This is a genomic window from Cupriavidus taiwanensis, assembly GCF_900250115.1.
Taxonomy (GTDB): domain Bacteria; phylum Pseudomonadota; class Gammaproteobacteria; order Burkholderiales; family Burkholderiaceae; genus Cupriavidus; species Cupriavidus taiwanensis_B.
The window spans coordinates 3,299,308-3,314,305 of sequence record NZ_LT984803.1; the positions used below are offsets into that span (position 1 = coordinate 3,299,308).

Annotated in this window: 12 protein-coding genes, 5 tRNA genes and 3 rRNA genes; 10 read left to right on the forward strand and 10 right to left on the reverse strand. The window is 61.8% G+C overall.

Features of this window, described 5'->3' with window-relative positions; all coding sequences use genetic code 11:
* Nucleotides 1–33 precede the first annotated feature (33 nt).
* The 9 genes from CBM2586_RS15455 to CBM2586_RS15495 all read right to left on the reverse strand — a co-directional run bounded on the left by CBM2586_RS15455 (nt 34) and on the right by CBM2586_RS15495 (nt 6,245).
* Nucleotides 34–108, reverse strand: a tRNA-Thr gene (locus CBM2586_RS15455).
* 39 nt (nt 109–147) lie between these two features.
* Nucleotides 148–221: transfer RNA gene (locus tag CBM2586_RS15460), tRNA-Gly, on the reverse strand.
* 51 nt (nt 222–272) lie between these two features.
* Nucleotides 273–358, reverse strand: a tRNA-Tyr gene (locus CBM2586_RS15465).
* A gap of 292 nt (nt 359–650) precedes the next feature.
* Nucleotides 651–764, reverse strand: a 5S ribosomal RNA gene (gene rrf / locus CBM2586_RS15470).
* A 114-nt stretch (nt 765–878) separates the two neighbouring features.
* A 23S ribosomal RNA gene (locus CBM2586_RS15475) occupies nt 879–3,757 on the reverse strand.
* A gap of 291 nt (nt 3,758–4,048) precedes the next feature.
* Nucleotides 4,049–4,124, reverse strand: a tRNA-Ala gene (locus CBM2586_RS15480).
* Between the two features lie 11 nt (nt 4,125–4,135).
* Nucleotides 4,136–4,212: transfer RNA gene (locus CBM2586_RS15485), tRNA-Ile, on the reverse strand.
* A 62-nt stretch (nt 4,213–4,274) separates the two neighbouring features.
* Nucleotides 4,275–5,804, reverse strand: a 16S ribosomal RNA gene (locus CBM2586_RS15490).
* Together the 16S, 23S and 5S rRNA genes with 5 tRNA genes alongside form the textbook arrangement of a ribosomal RNA operon.
* Nucleotides 5,805–5,927: 123 nt before the next feature.
* Complete coding sequence (locus tag CBM2586_RS15495; RefSeq protein WP_145987410.1) at nt 5,928–6,245, reverse strand: hypothetical protein; 318 nt, start codon at nt 6,243–6,245, stop codon at nt 5,928–5,930.
* A gap of 157 nt (nt 6,246–6,402) precedes the next feature.
* Here CBM2586_RS15495 and CBM2586_RS15500 point away from each other — a divergent pair, with 157 nt between their 5' ends.
* The 3 genes from CBM2586_RS15500 (at nt 6,403) to CBM2586_RS15510 (ending at nt 8,741) form a co-directional block, all read left to right on the forward strand.
* Nucleotides 6,403–6,789, forward strand: coding sequence for a DUF488 domain-containing protein (locus CBM2586_RS15500; RefSeq protein WP_115688321.1), 387 nt, complete (start codon nt 6,403–6,405; stop codon nt 6,787–6,789).
* Between the two features lie 66 nt (nt 6,790–6,855).
* Nucleotides 6,856–8,100 (forward strand): nucleoside recognition domain-containing protein, encoded by a 1,245-nt coding sequence (locus CBM2586_RS15505; protein ID WP_115663662.1) that lies wholly within the window; start codon nt 6,856–6,858, stop codon nt 8,098–8,100.
* Between the two features lie 362 nt (nt 8,101–8,462).
* Nucleotides 8,463–8,741, forward strand: a complete 279-nt coding sequence (locus CBM2586_RS15510) for a DUF1488 domain-containing protein (RefSeq protein ID WP_115688323.1) — start codon at nt 8,463–8,465, stop codon at nt 8,739–8,741.
* Between the two features lie 21 nt (nt 8,742–8,762).
* Here the strand turns inward: CBM2586_RS15510 and CBM2586_RS15515 are convergent, their stop codons facing one another.
* On the reverse strand, nt 8,763–9,233 hold the full coding sequence (locus tag CBM2586_RS15515) for a universal stress protein (RefSeq protein WP_115688325.1): 471 nt from the start codon (nt 9,231–9,233) through the stop codon (nt 8,763–8,765).
* A 203-nt stretch (nt 9,234–9,436) separates the two neighbouring features.
* Here CBM2586_RS15515 and paaA point away from each other — a divergent pair, with 203 nt between their 5' ends.
* The 7 genes from paaA to CBM2586_RS15550 all read left to right on the forward strand — a co-directional run bounded on the left by paaA (nt 9,437) and on the right by CBM2586_RS15550 (nt 14,983).
* Entirely contained in the window at nt 9,437–10,456 is a 1,020-nt protein-coding gene (paaA, locus tag CBM2586_RS15520; RefSeq protein WP_115688327.1) for a 1,2-phenylacetyl-CoA epoxidase subunit PaaA, read from the forward strand.
* A gap of 26 nt (nt 10,457–10,482) precedes the next feature.
* Nucleotides 10,483–10,770, forward strand: coding sequence for a 1,2-phenylacetyl-CoA epoxidase subunit PaaB (paaB, locus tag CBM2586_RS15525; RefSeq protein ID WP_012354162.1), 288 nt, complete (start codon nt 10,483–10,485; stop codon nt 10,768–10,770).
* Between the two features lie 10 nt (nt 10,771–10,780).
* Nucleotides 10,781–11,632: a 1,2-phenylacetyl-CoA epoxidase subunit PaaC gene (gene paaC / locus CBM2586_RS15530; RefSeq protein ID WP_115688329.1), complete on the forward strand. Its 852-nt coding sequence runs from the start codon at nt 10,781–10,783 to the stop codon at nt 11,630–11,632.
* A 31-nt stretch (nt 11,633–11,663) separates the two neighbouring features.
* A complete protein-coding gene (gene paaD / locus CBM2586_RS15535; protein WP_115663657.1) occupies nt 11,664–12,236 on the forward strand; it encodes a 1,2-phenylacetyl-CoA epoxidase subunit PaaD in 573 nt (190 codons plus the stop codon).
* Between the two features lie 25 nt (nt 12,237–12,261).
* Nucleotides 12,262–13,359, forward strand: coding sequence for a 1,2-phenylacetyl-CoA epoxidase subunit PaaE (paaE, locus tag CBM2586_RS15540; protein WP_115688331.1), 1,098 nt, complete (start codon nt 12,262–12,264; stop codon nt 13,357–13,359).
* 195 nt (nt 13,360–13,554) lie between these two features.
* A complete protein-coding gene (locus CBM2586_RS15545) occupies nt 13,555–14,349 on the forward strand; it encodes a DUF1835 domain-containing protein (protein WP_115663655.1) in 795 nt (264 codons plus the stop codon).
* 10 nt (nt 14,350–14,359) lie between these two features.
* The gene (locus tag CBM2586_RS15550) at nt 14,360–14,983 is read left to right on the forward strand and encodes a TetR/AcrR family transcriptional regulator (RefSeq protein WP_115688774.1); all 624 of its coding nucleotides are present in this window, start codon (nt 14,360–14,362) and stop codon (nt 14,981–14,983) included.
* Nucleotides 14,984–14,998: the final 15 nt, after the last annotated feature.

A 14,998-nucleotide genomic window follows, 5' to 3' on the forward strand; every position in this document is an offset into this window, starting at 1 on the left:
GTCTCGGTAGCGATATTGCCAGTGCGTGGTATTTGGTGCCCATGGGCAGGATCGAACTGCCGACCTCTCCCTTACCAAGGGAGTGCTCTACCACTGAGCCACATGGGCGAAACTAGACGTACTACTTTATGACAGCAACCGCGCGACTGGAGCGGGTGAAGGGAATCGAACCCTCGTCGTAAGCTTGGAAGGCTTCTGCTCTACCATTGAGCTACACCCGCCTGGGTCTTTCCTGCTTCTTCACCGGCTTTGCCGGCTGCTGTCTTGCATTCTGGTGGAGAGGGCTGGATTCGAACCAGCGTAGGCGTAAGCCAACAGATTTACAGTCTGCCCCCTTTAGCCACTCGGGCACCTCTCCGCAGAGAACTATCGATTATGGGCTTCCTCGCCGCTCTTGTCAAGCACTTTCCGTTGCGGATGCTGTGCTGCCAAGGCATCGGGAGGGCGTTCCGGCGTGACGGCTGGCGCTGCCTGATCGCTCCCACAAGCGCAGTTTAGATTTCTGCGTTCTCACCCTATAGGGGCTCTGCAGGACGTTTGCTGGCGGCTCTGGCGCGGCCTGGCGGAACTGCGCGGCGGCCAGCGAACCGGCGACGAAAAAGCAAAAACCCCTCGCAGCACACGCTGTCGAGGGGTTTTGCACAATAAGAGCCTGGCGATGACCTACTTTCACACGGGTAATCCGCACTATCATCGGCGCGGAGTCGTTTCACGGACCTGTTCGGGATGGGAAGGGGTGGTTCCAACTCGCTATGGTCACCAGGCATGAGGGGTTGTGGCGCTGTCCTGGGGACAGCGTCACGAATCGGGATGTAGTGTTGGTTGTGTGTGTATCGAGGCACAAGGCGATCGCTCACCAGGTGAAACACACTGGTTATAGGATCAAGCCTTACGGGCAATTAGTACTGGTTAGCTTAACGCATTACTGCGCTTCCACACCCAGCCTATCAACGTCCTGGTCTCGAACGACCCTTCAAGGCGGTCAAGCCGCCAGGGAATCCTCATCTTCAGGCGAGTTTCCCGCTTAGATGCTTTCAGCGGTTATCTCTTCCGTACATAGCTACCCTGCGATGCCTCTGGCGAGACAACAGGTACACCAGCGGTACGTCCACTCCGGTCCTCTCGTACTAGGAGCAGCCCCCGTCAAGATTCCAACGCCCACGGCAGATAGGGACCAAACTGTCTCACGACGTTTTAAACCCAGCTCACGTACCTCTTTAAATGGCGAACAGCCATACCCTTGGGACCGGCTACAGCCCCAGGATGAGATGAGCCGACATCGAGGTGCCAAACACCGCCGTCGATATGAACTCTTGGGCGGTATCAGCCTGTTATCCCCAGAGTACCTTTTATCCGTTGAGCGATGGCCCTTCCATTCAGAACCACCGGATCACTATGTCCTGCTTTCGCACCTGCTCGACTTGTCGGTCTCGCAGTTAAGCACGCTTTTGCCATTGCACTTTAGGTACGATGTCCGACCGTACCAAGCGTACCTTCGAACTCCTCCGTTACACTTTGGGAGGAGACCGCCCCAGTCAAACTGCCTACCATGCACTGTCCCCGACCCGGATTCACGGGCCAAGGTTAGAACCTCAAACAAACCAGGGTGGTATTTCAAGGACGGCTCCACGTAGACTAGCGTCCACGCTTCAAAGCCTCCCACCTATCCTACACAGATCGGTTCAAAGTCCAATGCAAAGCTACAGTAAAGGTTCATGGGGTCTTTCCGTCTAGCCGCGGGGAGATTGCATCATCACAAACACTTCAACTTCGCTGAGTCTCGGGAGGAGACAGTGTGGCCATCGTTACGCCATTCGTGCAGGTCGGAACTTACCCGACAAGGAATTTCGCTACCTTAGGACCGTTATAGTTACGGCCGCCGTTTACCGGGACTTCAATCAAGAGCTTGCACCCCATCATTTAATCTTCCGGCACCGGGCAGGCGTCACACCCTATACGTCCACTTTCGTGTTTGCAGAGTGCTGTGTTTTTATTAAACAGTCGCAGCCACCATTTTATTGCAACCCCTTCACCCTTCTGGCGCAGGCCAGTCAAGCTACCAGGGCGTACCTTATCCCGAAGTTACGGTACCAATTTGCCGAGTTCCTTCTCCCGAGTTCTCTCAAGCGCCTTAGAATACTCATCTCGCCCACCTGTGTCGGTTTGCGGTACGGTCTCGTATGACTGAAGCTTAGAGGCTTTTCTTGGAACCACTTCCAATTGCTTCGCAGCACTAGGCCGCTCGCCCCACACTCTTGAATCCCGCGCCCGGATTTGCCTGAGCGCCTTCTCCAATGCAGGGACCGGGACTTCCAACACCCGGACAACCTTCCGCGATCCGTCCCCCCATCGCATCATACGACGGTGCAGGAATATTAACCTGCTTCCCATCAGCTACGCATCTCTGCCTCGCCTTAGGGGCCGACTCACCCTACGCCGATGAACGTTGCGTAGGAAACCTTGGGCTTACGGCGAGGGGGCCTTTCACCCCCTTTATCGCTACTCATGTCAGCATTCGCACTTCTGATACCTCCAGCATCCTTTACAAGACACCTTCACAGGCTTACAGAACGCTCTCCTACCACGCACTTGCGTGCGTCCGCAGCTTCGGTGACTGGCTTAGCCCCGTTACATCTTCCGCGCAGGACGACTCGATCAGTGAGCTATTACGCTTTCTTTAAAGGGTGGCTGCTTCTAAGCCAACCTCCTGACTGTTTTAGCCTTCCCACTTCGTTTCCCACTTAGCCAATCTTTGGGACCTTAGCTGGCGGTCTGGGTTGTTTCCCTCTTGACACCGGACGTTAGCACCCGATGTCTGTCTCCCGTGATTGCACTCTTCGGTATTCGGAGTTTGCTATGGCGGGGTAATCAGCAATAGACCCCCCAACCATGACAGTGCTCTACCCCCGAAGGTGAGACACGAGGCACTACCTAAATAGTTTTCGGAGAGAACCAGCTATTTCCAGATTTGTTTAGCCTTTCACCCCTATCCACAGCTCATCCCCTAACTTTTCAACGTTAGTGGGTTCGGTCCTCCAGTACGTGTTACCGCACCTTCAACCTGGCCATGGATAGATCATCTGGTTTCGGGTCTACACCCAGCGACTCAACGCCCTGTTCGGACTCGCTTTCGCTACGCCTTCCCTAATCGGTTAAGCTTGCCACTGAATGTAAGTCGCTGACCCATTATACAAAAGGTACGCCGTCACCCCTTACGAGGCTCCGACTGTTTGTATGCATGCGGTTTCAGGATCTATTTCACTCCCCTCCCGGGGTTCTTTTCGCCTTTCCCTCACGGTACTGGTTCACTATCGGTCGATCACGAGTATTTAGCCTTGGAGGATGGTCCCCCCATCTTCAGACAGGATTTCACGTGTCCCGCCCTACTTGTCGCACACCTAGTTCCACAAGTCTGTTTTCGCATACAGGGCTATCACCTGCTATGGCCGGGCTTTCCATCCCGTTTTGCTAACAGTCCTGCTAAAGAGTGCAAGGCTCTTCCCATTTCGTTCGCCACTACTTTGGGAATCTCGGTTGATTTCTGTTCCTGCAGCTACTTAGATGTTTCAGTTCGCCGCGTTCGCTTCCCACACCTATGGATTCAGTGTGGGATGACCCATACGGGCCGGGTTTCCCCATTCGGACATCTCCGGATCAAAGCTTGTTTGCCAGCTCCCCGAAGCTTTTCGCAGGCTACCGCGTCCTTCATCGCCTGTGATCGCCAAGGCATCCACCACATGCACTTGTTCGCTTGACCCTATAACAAGTGTGTCTCATCGACACGCTCACTACAGGTTGAGTTCTCGCATTTGTGCCGTATTCCAAGTCATCTTTCGATCACTTAAATACTTTGGTTGATACAATCACAACCCGGTATCACGTTAAACTACATGTGCGTCTCATCAACGCACCGTGACACCTTTACTACATCCCATATTGTTAAAGAACAGCCGATCTTGCGATCGCTTGGCAATGCCAAATGAAAACACTCGCAACCTCATCGTCGCGAGGCGCTTTCATTTGACAACCAATCCAAGGTACCAGGTAGTGGTGGAGGATGACGGGATCGAACCGACGACCCCCTGCTTGCAAAGCAGGTGCTCTCCCAGCTGAGCTAATCCCCCTTCGGATAACTTGGTGGGTCTGGTAGGACTTGAACCTACGACCCCCGCCTTATCAAGACGGTGCTCTAACCACCTGAGCTACAGACCCTTGGCTGTAACAGCAAACAAACCGATAAGTGTGAACGCTAGGCTTGAGACACAAGCCTCTGGAAAGGAGGTGATCCAGCCGCACCTTCCGATACGGCTACCTTGTTACGACTTCACCCCAGTCATGAACCCTGCCGTGGTAATCGCCCTCCTTGCGGTTAGGCTAACTACTTCTGGCAAAACCCACTCCCATGGTGTGACGGGCGGTGTGTACAAGACCCGGGAACGTATTCACCGCGGCATGCTGATCCGCGATTACTAGCGATTCCAGCTTCACGTAGTCGAGTTGCAGACTACGATCCGGACTACGATGCGTTTTCTGGGATTAGCTCCCCCTCGCGGGTTGGCAACCCTCTGTACGCACCATTGTATGACGTGTGAAGCCCTACCCATAAGGGCCATGAGGACTTGACGTCATCCCCACCTTCCTCCGGTTTGTCACCGGCAGTCTCTCTAGAGTGCCCTTTCGTAGCAACTAGAGACAAGGGTTGCGCTCGTTGCGGGACTTAACCCAACATCTCACGACACGAGCTGACGACAGCCATGCAGCACCTGTGTCCACTTTCCCTTTCGGGCACCTGATGCATCTCTGCTTCGTTAGTGGCATGTCAAGGGTAGGTAAGGTTTTTCGCGTTGCATCGAATTAATCCACATCATCCACCGCTTGTGCGGGTCCCGTCAATTCCTTTGAGTTTTAATCTTGCGACCGTACTCCCCAGGCGGTCAACTTCACGCGTTAGCTACGTTACTGAAGAAATGAATCCCCAACAACTAGTTGACATCGTTTAGGGCGTGGACTACCAGGGTATCTAATCCTGTTTGCTCCCCACGCTTTCGTGCATGAGCGTCAGTGACGTCCCAGGGGCTGCCTTCGCCATCGGTATTCCTCCACATCTCTACGCATTTCACTGCTACACGTGGAATTCTACCCCCCTCTGACATACTCTAGCCTGACAGTCACAAGCGCCATTCCCAAGTTGAGCTCGGGGATTTCACGCCTGTCTTATCAAACCGCCTGCGCACGCTTTACGCCCAGTAATTCCGATTAACGCTCGCACCCTACGTATTACCGCGGCTGCTGGCACGTAGTTAGCCGGTGCTTATTCTTCCGGTACCGTCATCGACGCCGGGTATTAACCAGCGCCATTTCTTTCCGGACAAAAGTGCTTTACAACCCGAAGGCCTTCTTCACACACGCGGCATTGCTGGATCAGGGTTGCCCCCATTGTCCAAAATTCCCCACTGCTGCCTCCCGTAGGAGTCTGGGCCGTGTCTCAGTCCCAGTGTGGCTGATCGTCCTCTCAGACCAGCTACTGATCGTCGCCTTGGTGGGCCTTTACCCCACCAACTAGCTAATCAGACATCGGCCGCTCCTGTCGCGCGAGGCCTTGCGGTCCCCCGCTTTCACCCTCAGGTCGTATGCGGTATTAGCTAATCTTTCGACTAGTTATCCCCCACGACAGGGCACGTTCCGATGTATTACTCACCCGTTCGCCACTCGCCGCCAGGCCGAAGCCCGCGCTGCCGTTCGACTTGCATGTGTAAGGCATGCCGCCAGCGTTCAATCTGAGCCAGGATCAAACTCTTCAGTTCAATCTCTGTGTGGGTCCGAAGACCCTCGCTCTTTCGAGCGGTCGCTCACTCTCAGAAAACTGACTGACCAGATCCGAAGACCCGGTCACGTTTTGCTGTGCGAGCACTGTATAACTTGAAGCATCACTGTCCGTAGACAGCGGCGTCCGCTACCCAGCGCCCACACTTATCGGTTGTTTGTTTGTTAAAGAACTTCGCCACCCGGCTTTGCCGCTCAGCGCGCTGCGTTGTCTGCAGCAGAGAAACGAGATTATGCAGAGCCTTCTTCGTTTCGTCAACCGTTTCAGCAAACTTTTTTGCTGCGGCCGGCGCTGCAAACCTCGCTGCGCCAACCTCCCGGCCGACCCCGCAACCCTTGCTGCGCCTGCCTTGCAGGAACCGCGTTGTGTTGCGAGGGGGCGAATAGTAAGCGAGCGCGGCGGGGTTGGCAAGTGATTCCACGAATTAATTCGGTGACGCCGAAAACTCCTTCTCAATGACCACGACAATGAGCATCGGTTTGTCAGCTGCAACACCATGATTCATGATCTGGGCTGGAGCGAACCGGGCACAACGCCGCCACTACGGCAAGGCGCCCCCGAGCCAAATCAGGATCCCCATGACCATCAGAATCGTAAGACTGGGTACACCGCGCGCGGCCAACGAGGGCCTGCGCGTCGGTACCGTGCGCCGGCCTCCGCGGGGCGTGCCCAAATCCGAGTTTGCTAGCCGCGATTACTATGATGTCTGGTACCCGGCGCTTTCTCCGTCGCCAGAACTGGTCACCCAGGCGCTGCATGCGACCGACGATAAACAATGGCGCGCCTTTGTACGGCATTTCCGCAAGGAAATGGCAGAACCGGATGCCAGCCGCACGCTGGACCTGTTGGCGGCACTGTCGCACCAGACCAATTTCTCGGTGGGCTGCTATTGCGAGGACGAAGCGCGATGCCACCGCTCCGTCTTGCGCGAACTGCTCGCCGAGCGCGCGGCGGTGATCGACTGAGTTGCGCGACATGCCGGGAACTTTCCGGCCTTGTTTTTTCACGTTTTCCCGCTTCCTCTCTGTCCGATGGCGCTGAACGTAGTCTGGCTCGGCTTCTTCCTGATTTCCTTCTCAGCCGCCTGCGTCCGCGTGGCGCAGGGAGACCTCGCCGTCTTCCCGGCGATGCTCAGCAGCCTGTTCGACAGCGCCCGCACCGCCTTCGAGATCGCGCTCGGACTGGCCGGCGTAATGAGCCTGTGGCTAGGCATCATGCGCATCGGCGAACGCGCCGGCGTTGTCGATGCTTTCGCCCGGCTGGTGAACCCGCTGCTGCGGCACTTCTTTCCGGGGGTGCCCCAGGGCCATCCGGCACAAGGCGCGATGATGATGAACGTGTCGGCCAACCTGCTCGGGCTCGACAACGCCGCCACGCCGCTGGGCCTGAACGCCATGCGCGAACTGCAGACGCTGAACCGGCGCCCGGACGTCGCCACCGACGCGCAGATCATGTTCATCGTGCTGAACTCTGCCGGGCTGACGCTGATCCCGACTTCGGTCATCGCCATTCGTCAGGCCATCGCGGTCAAGCAGGGGCTGGTCGGCTTCAACGCTGCCGATATCTTCTTGCCGACGCTCCTGGCCACCGGGGGCGCCTGCCTGGCCGGGCTGCTCGCGGTAGCCTGGGTCCAGCGGATCAACCTGCTGCGGCCCGCCGTGCTGGTGACGTTCGGACTGGTGGTGGCGTTGCTCGGGGCAATGTTCGCGTGGTTGCAGCATGCGCCTCCCGAGCAGGTGGGCACCGTGACGGCGCTGGCTGGCGCCGGCTTCATCCTGTCCCTGATCACCCTCTTTCTGATTTGCGGTGCGCTGCGCCGGGTCAACGTGTACGAGGCGTTTATCGATGGGGCCAAGGAAGGCTTCGGTGTCGCGATGCAGATCATTCCCTATCTGGTCGCGATCCTGATCGCCATTGGCCTGTTCCGCGCCGCCGGCTGCATGGACGTGCTGATGGGCTGGCTCGTGCAAGGGTTCGCGATGCTGGGCGTCAACACCGACTTTGTCCCGGCTCTGCCAGTCGGGCTCATGAAGATCCTGTCCGGCGCCGGGGCGCGCGGGCTGATGGTCGACGTGATGACGACCTACGGCGTCGATTCCTTCCAGGGGCGCCTGGCGGCGATTATCCAGGGATCGACCGAAACCACCTTCTATGTGCTGGCGGTCTATTTCGGCAGCATCAATGTGCGTAATACGCGCCATGCGCTCGGTTGCGCGCTGGTAGCGGATGCGGCCGGCATCGTTTGTGCCGTTGGCGCCGCATACCTTTTCCGCTGAGCCGCCAGGCCGCTGCTGTGTCGCGCCCTTACAACAATATTGTGCGCATCATCGGACATTGACACATTGCGCTTGGTGCGTCGCAACAAAGCATGTATAGTGAAGTCTGTCTCCTCCACCACCTCGGTGGATTCCAACCCACGCACAACCTGCGTGGGTTTTTTTTTGCCTGAACACAGGCGCTGCGGCGATGGGGTTTCCGCATTGCAGCAAGGTGGGAAAAAAGAGCGGAGACATGGCAATTCAGCGGGAAATCGAAAACAAGGGAAAACACCGTCTGGACAGACACTTACTGCGGGCTTTACGGAATGAAGGCGTGGCCTATATTGATTGGATACCTCCGCCGCAGCACGAGGCACGCCATGCCAGACATTACGTTCCCTCGCAGCCTCCCTACCTATTGTGCAGCCAGCCTGACGCTGTCCTGCCCCGCCACGGTCAACGGCAGTCCCACTTTGTATTCCGTCACCGCCGAGGCGCTCGAAGCCCATTTCGGCGCGCGCTCGCCGCGCGAAGAAGACCTGGTAGCGGCCTTCACCAGTAACCGCCAGCGCATCGAGCGCCTGGCAGAAAGCCTGTTCGAGCTGACCCAGGCACGCGAGATCGTGCTGCGCAGCGGCCACTTCCGCTTTGCCGGCTAAGGCTGGCTGCCGCGGGACGCTTCAATCGGCTTTCGCTTCGCCGCGCACCAGCAGCACCGGCACGGTGGACTGGCGGATCACCGCCTCGGCCACGCTGCCCAGCACCAACCGGGGCACGCCGCGCCGGCCGTGCGTGCCGATCACCAGGAGATCTGCTCCCCATTGGCGCGCGGCCTCATTGATGGATGCGCCGATATCGCCAGGCACCGCAGCCGCGGTCACGAGCTGGGTTTCGTGCGCGACGCCGGCACCAGCCAGGCGCTGCGCGGCGTCCTGCAGGGCGCGCTGCCCGCTTTCCTCGAAGGCCTTCTGCAACTGGCTGGGGTCGTAGTAGCCGACATCGAACATGGGCGTGCCGGTGTCGACGACATAGAGCGCCAGCACGGTGGCCTCACCCGGTGAGGCCACGCGAATGGCTTCGCCGACCGCCAGGTCTGACGTGCTGCTGCCGTCCACCGCCACTACGATCTTGCTGTATGCCGCGCTTGTCATATGCGTACCTCCGTCGATGGAAAGGGATGCGGCCCGGCAGCCGCCTGTCTTGGATAGTACACATCCGGCGGAGCCGGCGTCGTGCGCCCGCGCAAGCCTACCGCAGCCGCGGCCCCTTAAATTGACCGACCGGTCGGCTTATATATAATAGGGCCAGCCGTGCCGGAGCGGATTGGCGCGGCGTTCCCGCCAGAGGAGACGCTATGTACACGCAGAGTCTTGACCTGCCCGGCCAGCACGCCGATGCAGCGCAGGCCAGCGCGCCCCCGGATGAAACCGCCCGCCAGGCAGCGTTCGATGCCTGCATGGCCGCCGACGGCAAGATCGAGCCGCAGGACTGGATGCCGCAGGCCTACCGCAAGACCCTGGTGCGCCAGATCTCGCAGCACGCACACTCCGAGATCGTCGGCATGCTGCCCGAAGGCAACTGGATCAGCCGTGCGCCGTCACTCAAGCGCAAGGCCATCCTGCTGGCCAAGGTGCAGGATGAAGGCGGCCACGGCCTTTACCTGTATTCGGCGGCCGAGACCCTGGACGCCTCGCGCGACGACCTGGTCGACGCGCTGCACAGCGGCAAGGCCAAGTACTCGTCGATCTTCAATTACCCGACCCTGACCTGGGCCGATGTTGGCGTGATCGGCTGGCTGGTCGACGGCGCCGCGATCATGAACCAGATTCCGTTGTGCCGCTGCTCGTACGGGCCTTATGCGCGCGCCATGATCCGCATCTGCAAGGAAGAGTCGTTCCACCAGCGCCAGGGTTTCGACGCGCTGCTGGCCATGATGCGCGGCACCGACGCCCAGCGCGAGATGGTGCAGGACGCGGTCAACCGCTGGTGGTTCCCGGTGCTGATGATGTTCGGCCCGTCCGATGCGGCCTCGACCAACAGCGCGCAGACGATGGCCTGGGGCATCAAGCGCATTTCCAACGACGACCTGCGCCAGAAGTTTGTCGATGCCACGGTCGAGCAGGCGCGCGTGCTGGGCGTGACCCTGCCCGACCCCGGCCTGCAATGGAATGCCGAGCGCGGCCACTATGACTACAGCCCGCTGGACTGGGATGAATTCTGGCGGGTGATCAACGGCGACGGGCCGTGCAACAAGGAACGCCTGGCTACCCGCGTGAAGGCGCACGAAGATGGCGCCTGGGTACGCGAAGCCGCGCTGGCGCACGCCGCCAAGCAGGCCGAACGCGAAGCCGGCGCCGCTCGCGCCGCCGCCTGATGCCTGGGATCGCCAAGGAGACCACCATGCAACGCAAGGAATGGCCGCTGTGGGAAGTGTTCGTGCGCAGCAAGCAGGGCCTGGAACACAAGCACTGCGGCAGCCTGCATGCGGCCGACGCGCAGCAGGCGCTGCACATGGCGCGCGACGTCTATACGCGGCGCCAGGAAGGCGTATCGATCTGGGTGGTGCCGTCCGCGGCCATCACCGCGAGCGTGCCGGAGGAAAAGCCGGAACTGTTCGACCCGATGGCCGACAAGATCTACCGGCATCCGACGTTCTACCAGTTGCCCGACGAAGTCAACCACATGTAAGGCCCGCACGATGATCGCGTCCCCACAGCCCGCGGTGCCCGCCTCGCTCGACCACCTGCCGCCGGCGCGCACCGCCGCGCTGCGCTACGTGCTGCGCCTGGCCGACAATGCGCTGATCCTGGGCCAGCGCAACGCCGAATGGTGTGGCCATGGGCCGGTGCTGGAAGAAGACATCGCGCTGGCCAATATCAGCCTCGACCTGATCGGCCAGGCGCGGCTGCTGTATGGCCGCGCCGGCGAACTGGAGGCCGAGCTGACCGGCCTGCCCCGCCATGAGGACGACTACGCCTACTGGCGCGCGGAGCGCGAGTTCCGCAACTGGACCCTGCTGGAGCTGCCCCATCGCGGACCGCTGTCTGGCAACGCCGCAGCCGAACGCGACTACGCCGTCACCATCGTGCGCAACTTCCTGTACAGCGCGCTGATGGTCGAACTCTGGCAAGCCTTGCAGGCCAGCCGCGACGAACAGCTCGCCGCGATCGCCGCCAAGGCAATCAAGGAGGCGCGCTATCACCTGCATCACGCGGCCGGCTGGGTGGTGCGGCTGGGCGATGGTACCGAGGCCTCGCACGCGCGCATGCAAGGCGCGCTGGAACACCTGCTGCCGTATATGAACGAGTGTTTTGCCGAAGACGCGGTCGAAATCGATGCCGCCGCGCAGGGCATCGGCGTGGTCTCCGCCACGCTGCGCCCGGCCTGGGACGCCACCGTCGCCGAAACGCTGGAGGCGGCCACGCTGACCTTGCCGGCGGCCACCGGCTTTGTCTCGGCCGGCAAGCACGGCGTGCACTCGGAACACATGAGCTACCTGCTGGGCGAGATGCAGGGGCTGGCGCGGGCCCATCCGGGCGCGCAATGGTGAGCGCACGCTTTATCGCAAAGGCTTGATTCACATGGACGTCACCGCCTTCCCTTCCCATCACGTGCAAAACGCAGGCGCCACCGCCCAGGCGCGCGTCGCGCGCGCCTGGGCGGTGCTCGAAGCGGTGCCGGACCCGGAGATCCCGGTGGTGTCGATCCGCGAACTGGGCATCCTGCGCGAGGTCGCAGCCGGGCCGGACGGCGTGCTGGAGATCGTCATCACGCCCACCTATTCCGGCTGCCCGGCGATGTCGCAGATTGGTGAGGACATCGGCCAGGCGCTGGACCGCGCCGGGCTGGCGCCGTGGCGCATCCGCACCGTGCTGGCGCCGGCCTGGACCACGGACTGGATCACGCCGGCCGCGCGCGAGCGCCTGCGCGCGTTCGGCATCGCGCCGCCGGGACAGTGCGGCACGCCGGCCGGGGCGCAGCCGCTGCGCTTCGTGCCGCGCGCCGCGCGTGCCGGCGCGCCCGATGTCGTGGCCTGCCCGCGCTGCGGCGGCCTCCATACGCAGCAAATCTCGCGCTTTGCCTCGACCGCCTGCAAGGCGTTGTACCGGTGCCTGGACTGCCGCGAGCCCTTCGACTATTTCAAACCCTACTGAGCCCCCGGGCCGAGCCTAGGCTGCCATGACTCCACAGTTCCATCCGCTGCGAGTGGCGCAGGTGCGCCCCGAGACCGCCGACACCATCTCGATCGCGTTCGAGGTCCCGGACGCGCTGCGCGATGCCTACCGCTTCACGCAAGGCCAGTTCCTGACACTGAGGGCGCCGGTCGACGGCAAGGACCTGCGCCGCTCGTACTCGATCTGCTCGGCGGTGCAGGACTACGATGCGCACGGCGAACTGCGGGTGGCGGTCAAGCTGGTGGAGGATGGCCTGTTTTCCGGTCATCTGCACGACTCCATCGCCCCCGGGCAGGTGATCGACGTGATGACGCCTGACGGGCGCTTCCACGTGCCGCTCGACGCCAACGCCGCGCGCCACTATGTCGCCTTTGCCGCCGGCAGCGGCATCACGCCGGTGCTGTCGCTGGTCCGCACCACGCTGCAGGCCGAGCCGCACAGCCGCTTCACGCTGGTCTATGGCAACCGCAATGTCGACAGCATCATCTTTTCCGAAGCGCTGGAGGACCTGAAGAACCAGTACCTGGCGCGCTTCACGCTCTATCACGTGCTGTCGCGCCAGCCGCAGGAGGTCGACCTGCTGCACGGCCGGCTCGACCACGCGCGGGTGAGCGCCTTCCTGCAGACGCTGATTCCGGTCGACGATATCGACGCGGCCTTCGTCTGCGGCCCGGCCTCGATGATCGACGAGGTCGAGGCGGCGCTGCGCGATGCGGGCCTGGACCCGCACCGCATCCACGCCGAGCGCTTCGGAGTGCCGCTGGCACCGACCCGCAGCAAGCCGGCCGCGGCCCACGCCAATCACGCCGACCACGCCGGCACGGCGGAGCTGGTGGTGGTGCTCGATGGCAAGCAACACAGCATGCGCCTGCCGCTGGAGGACGCCAACGTGCTCGACACCGCGCTGGCCGCCGGGCTGGACCTGCCCTACGCCTGCAAGGGCGGCGTCTGTTGCACCTGCCGCGCCAAGGTGCTGGAAGGCAAGGTCGAGATGGAGAAGAACTACACGCTCGAGCCCTGGGAGATGGACAAGGGCTTCGTGCTTACCTGCCAGGCCCGCGCCCTGACGCCGCGGGTGGTGGTCAGCTACGACGAACGCTGATCCTGGCACGCGGTCGCGTGTGTCGTCAGACAATCGCCGACATTGGCCAGCACGGGCCGTGACTACAATGGCGGCAGGCGGCGCCCTGCTGGCGCGATGCTTGCAGGCGGGTGACCAGGCGCGCACGGCGCGCAGCTGTCGCGCCGCCGCCGCTGCGGCGCCAGCGAACCGCCCCACCCATATACAATCACGGCCATGCAATATATCCACGTCGTCAACGGTGATGTAGCAGGCACGACCCTGCGCCAGGCGCTGGCCCAGGCTGCGCGGCCGGACCCTGTCGTGGTGCTGCGCGACGATCTCGCCGTCGGTCCGCTGGCAGATATCGACAGCACCGGGATGATCCGCTCCGGATTCTGGCAGCGCGTCGCCCCGCACACCGACATCGACTTCGCCGCCGAGATGCGCCAGGCGCTGGACCAGCTGCTGGCGCTGCGGCAGGACGACATGGAAGTGGCGATCTGGCACGGCCAGAGCGCGGCCGACCAGCTGATGCTGCGCCGGGTGGTGTTCCACCTGTACCAGGCGCCACAGCGGATCAACGAGGTCGCGATGGACCTGCGCGAACTGGAAACGCCCGCGCAGGGCAATCTGGCGGCGATCGGCATGTACTCGCCGGCGCGGCTGGCGCGGCGCTTCTCCACCATCGCGCCGGTCTCGGTGCTGCGGCTGGGGCGCCTGGGTTACGAATGGCAGCAGAACGTCAAGGAAAACGCCGACGTGCGGCTGTGGAAGGGCAACACGCTGGTGCCGGCGGCGTACCGCACCATCGACGACATCATCATGGAGCGCGCCCCGTCCGACTGGACGCCCGCGGCGCCGGTGGTGGGCAGCGTGATGGGCGCGATCGAGGGCCTGCTGGCCAGCGACTGGTTCGTGTTCTGGCGCTGCCGCGAGCTGATCGCCATGGGCCAGCTGGTGCTGCGCGGCAATGCCGACTCGCTCGACACCTGTGAACTGCGCCGCCATGCCGGCGGCGGGGGCGAATAAACAAGAATATATGGCCCGTACCAAGGCACCCGATTTCGAGGCGCAGCGCGAGCAGATCCTGGACCTGGCCGCCGCCGCCTTTGCCAACAGCAGCTACCCCAGCACCTCGATGGCCGACCTGGCCGCCGCCTGCGGCACCTCCAAGGCGCGGCTGTATCACTACTACGAGAGCAAGGAAGCGATCCTGTTCGACCTGCTGGACCGCTACACGCGCCGGCTGATGCTGCTCGTCACCGAAGTCGAAGCCGACGCCGAGCGCCATGCCCGCACCGACAAGGATGCCTTCGGCAACCTGATCCGCGCCTTCCTGGCCGAGTACGAAACCTCGCAGACGCGCCATATCGCGCTCATCAACGACGTCAAGTTCCTGGCCGAGGCCCAGCGCGACCTGATCCTGGGCCGCGAGCGCGACGTGGTCGCGGCGTTCTCGCGCCTGCTGCGCCGCGCCTACCCGGAGCGCGTCACGCGCGAGAACCAGACCGCGCTGACCATGACCATCTTCGGCATGATCAACTGGACCTTCACCTGGCTCAAGCCGGGCGGCCGGCTCTCGTACGCCGATTTTGCCGAGATGGTGGTCGACCTGCTCGAAGGCGGCCTGCCCGGCCGCGCTGCCGCCGGGCGCCGAGCATAGCCGGCGAGGCCGCGC

What these genes read in the sequence shown, in the direction of transcription:
- CBM2586_RS15500 (WP_115688321.1), top strand. Translation starts at nt 6,403, where the DNA reads ATGACCATCAGAATCGTAAGACTGGGTACACCGCGCGCGGCCAACGAG.
- CBM2586_RS15505 (WP_115663662.1), top strand. Translation starts at nt 6,856, where the DNA reads ATGGCGCTGAACGTAGTCTGGCTCGGCTTCTTCCTGATTTCCTTCTCA.
- CBM2586_RS15510 (WP_115688323.1), top strand. Translation starts at nt 8,463, where the DNA reads ATGCCAGACATTACGTTCCCTCGCAGCCTCCCTACCTATTGTGCAGCC.
- CBM2586_RS15515 (WP_115688325.1), bottom strand. Translation starts at nt 9,233, where the DNA reads ATGACAAGCGCGGCATACAGCAAGATCGTAGTGGCGGTGGACGGCAGC.
- paaA (WP_115688327.1), top strand. Translation starts at nt 9,437, where the DNA reads ATGTACACGCAGAGTCTTGACCTGCCCGGCCAGCACGCCGATGCAGCG.
- paaB (WP_012354162.1), top strand. Translation starts at nt 10,483, where the DNA reads ATGCAACGCAAGGAATGGCCGCTGTGGGAAGTGTTCGTGCGCAGCAAG.
- paaC (WP_115688329.1), top strand. Translation starts at nt 10,781, where the DNA reads ATGATCGCGTCCCCACAGCCCGCGGTGCCCGCCTCGCTCGACCACCTG.
- paaD (WP_115663657.1), top strand. Translation starts at nt 11,664, where the DNA reads ATGGACGTCACCGCCTTCCCTTCCCATCACGTGCAAAACGCAGGCGCC.
- paaE (WP_115688331.1), top strand. Translation starts at nt 12,262, where the DNA reads ATGACTCCACAGTTCCATCCGCTGCGAGTGGCGCAGGTGCGCCCCGAG.
- CBM2586_RS15545 (WP_115663655.1), top strand. Translation starts at nt 13,555, where the DNA reads ATGCAATATATCCACGTCGTCAACGGTGATGTAGCAGGCACGACCCTG.
- CBM2586_RS15550 (WP_115688774.1), top strand. Translation starts at nt 14,360, where the DNA reads ATGGCCCGTACCAAGGCACCCGATTTCGAGGCGCAGCGCGAGCAGATC.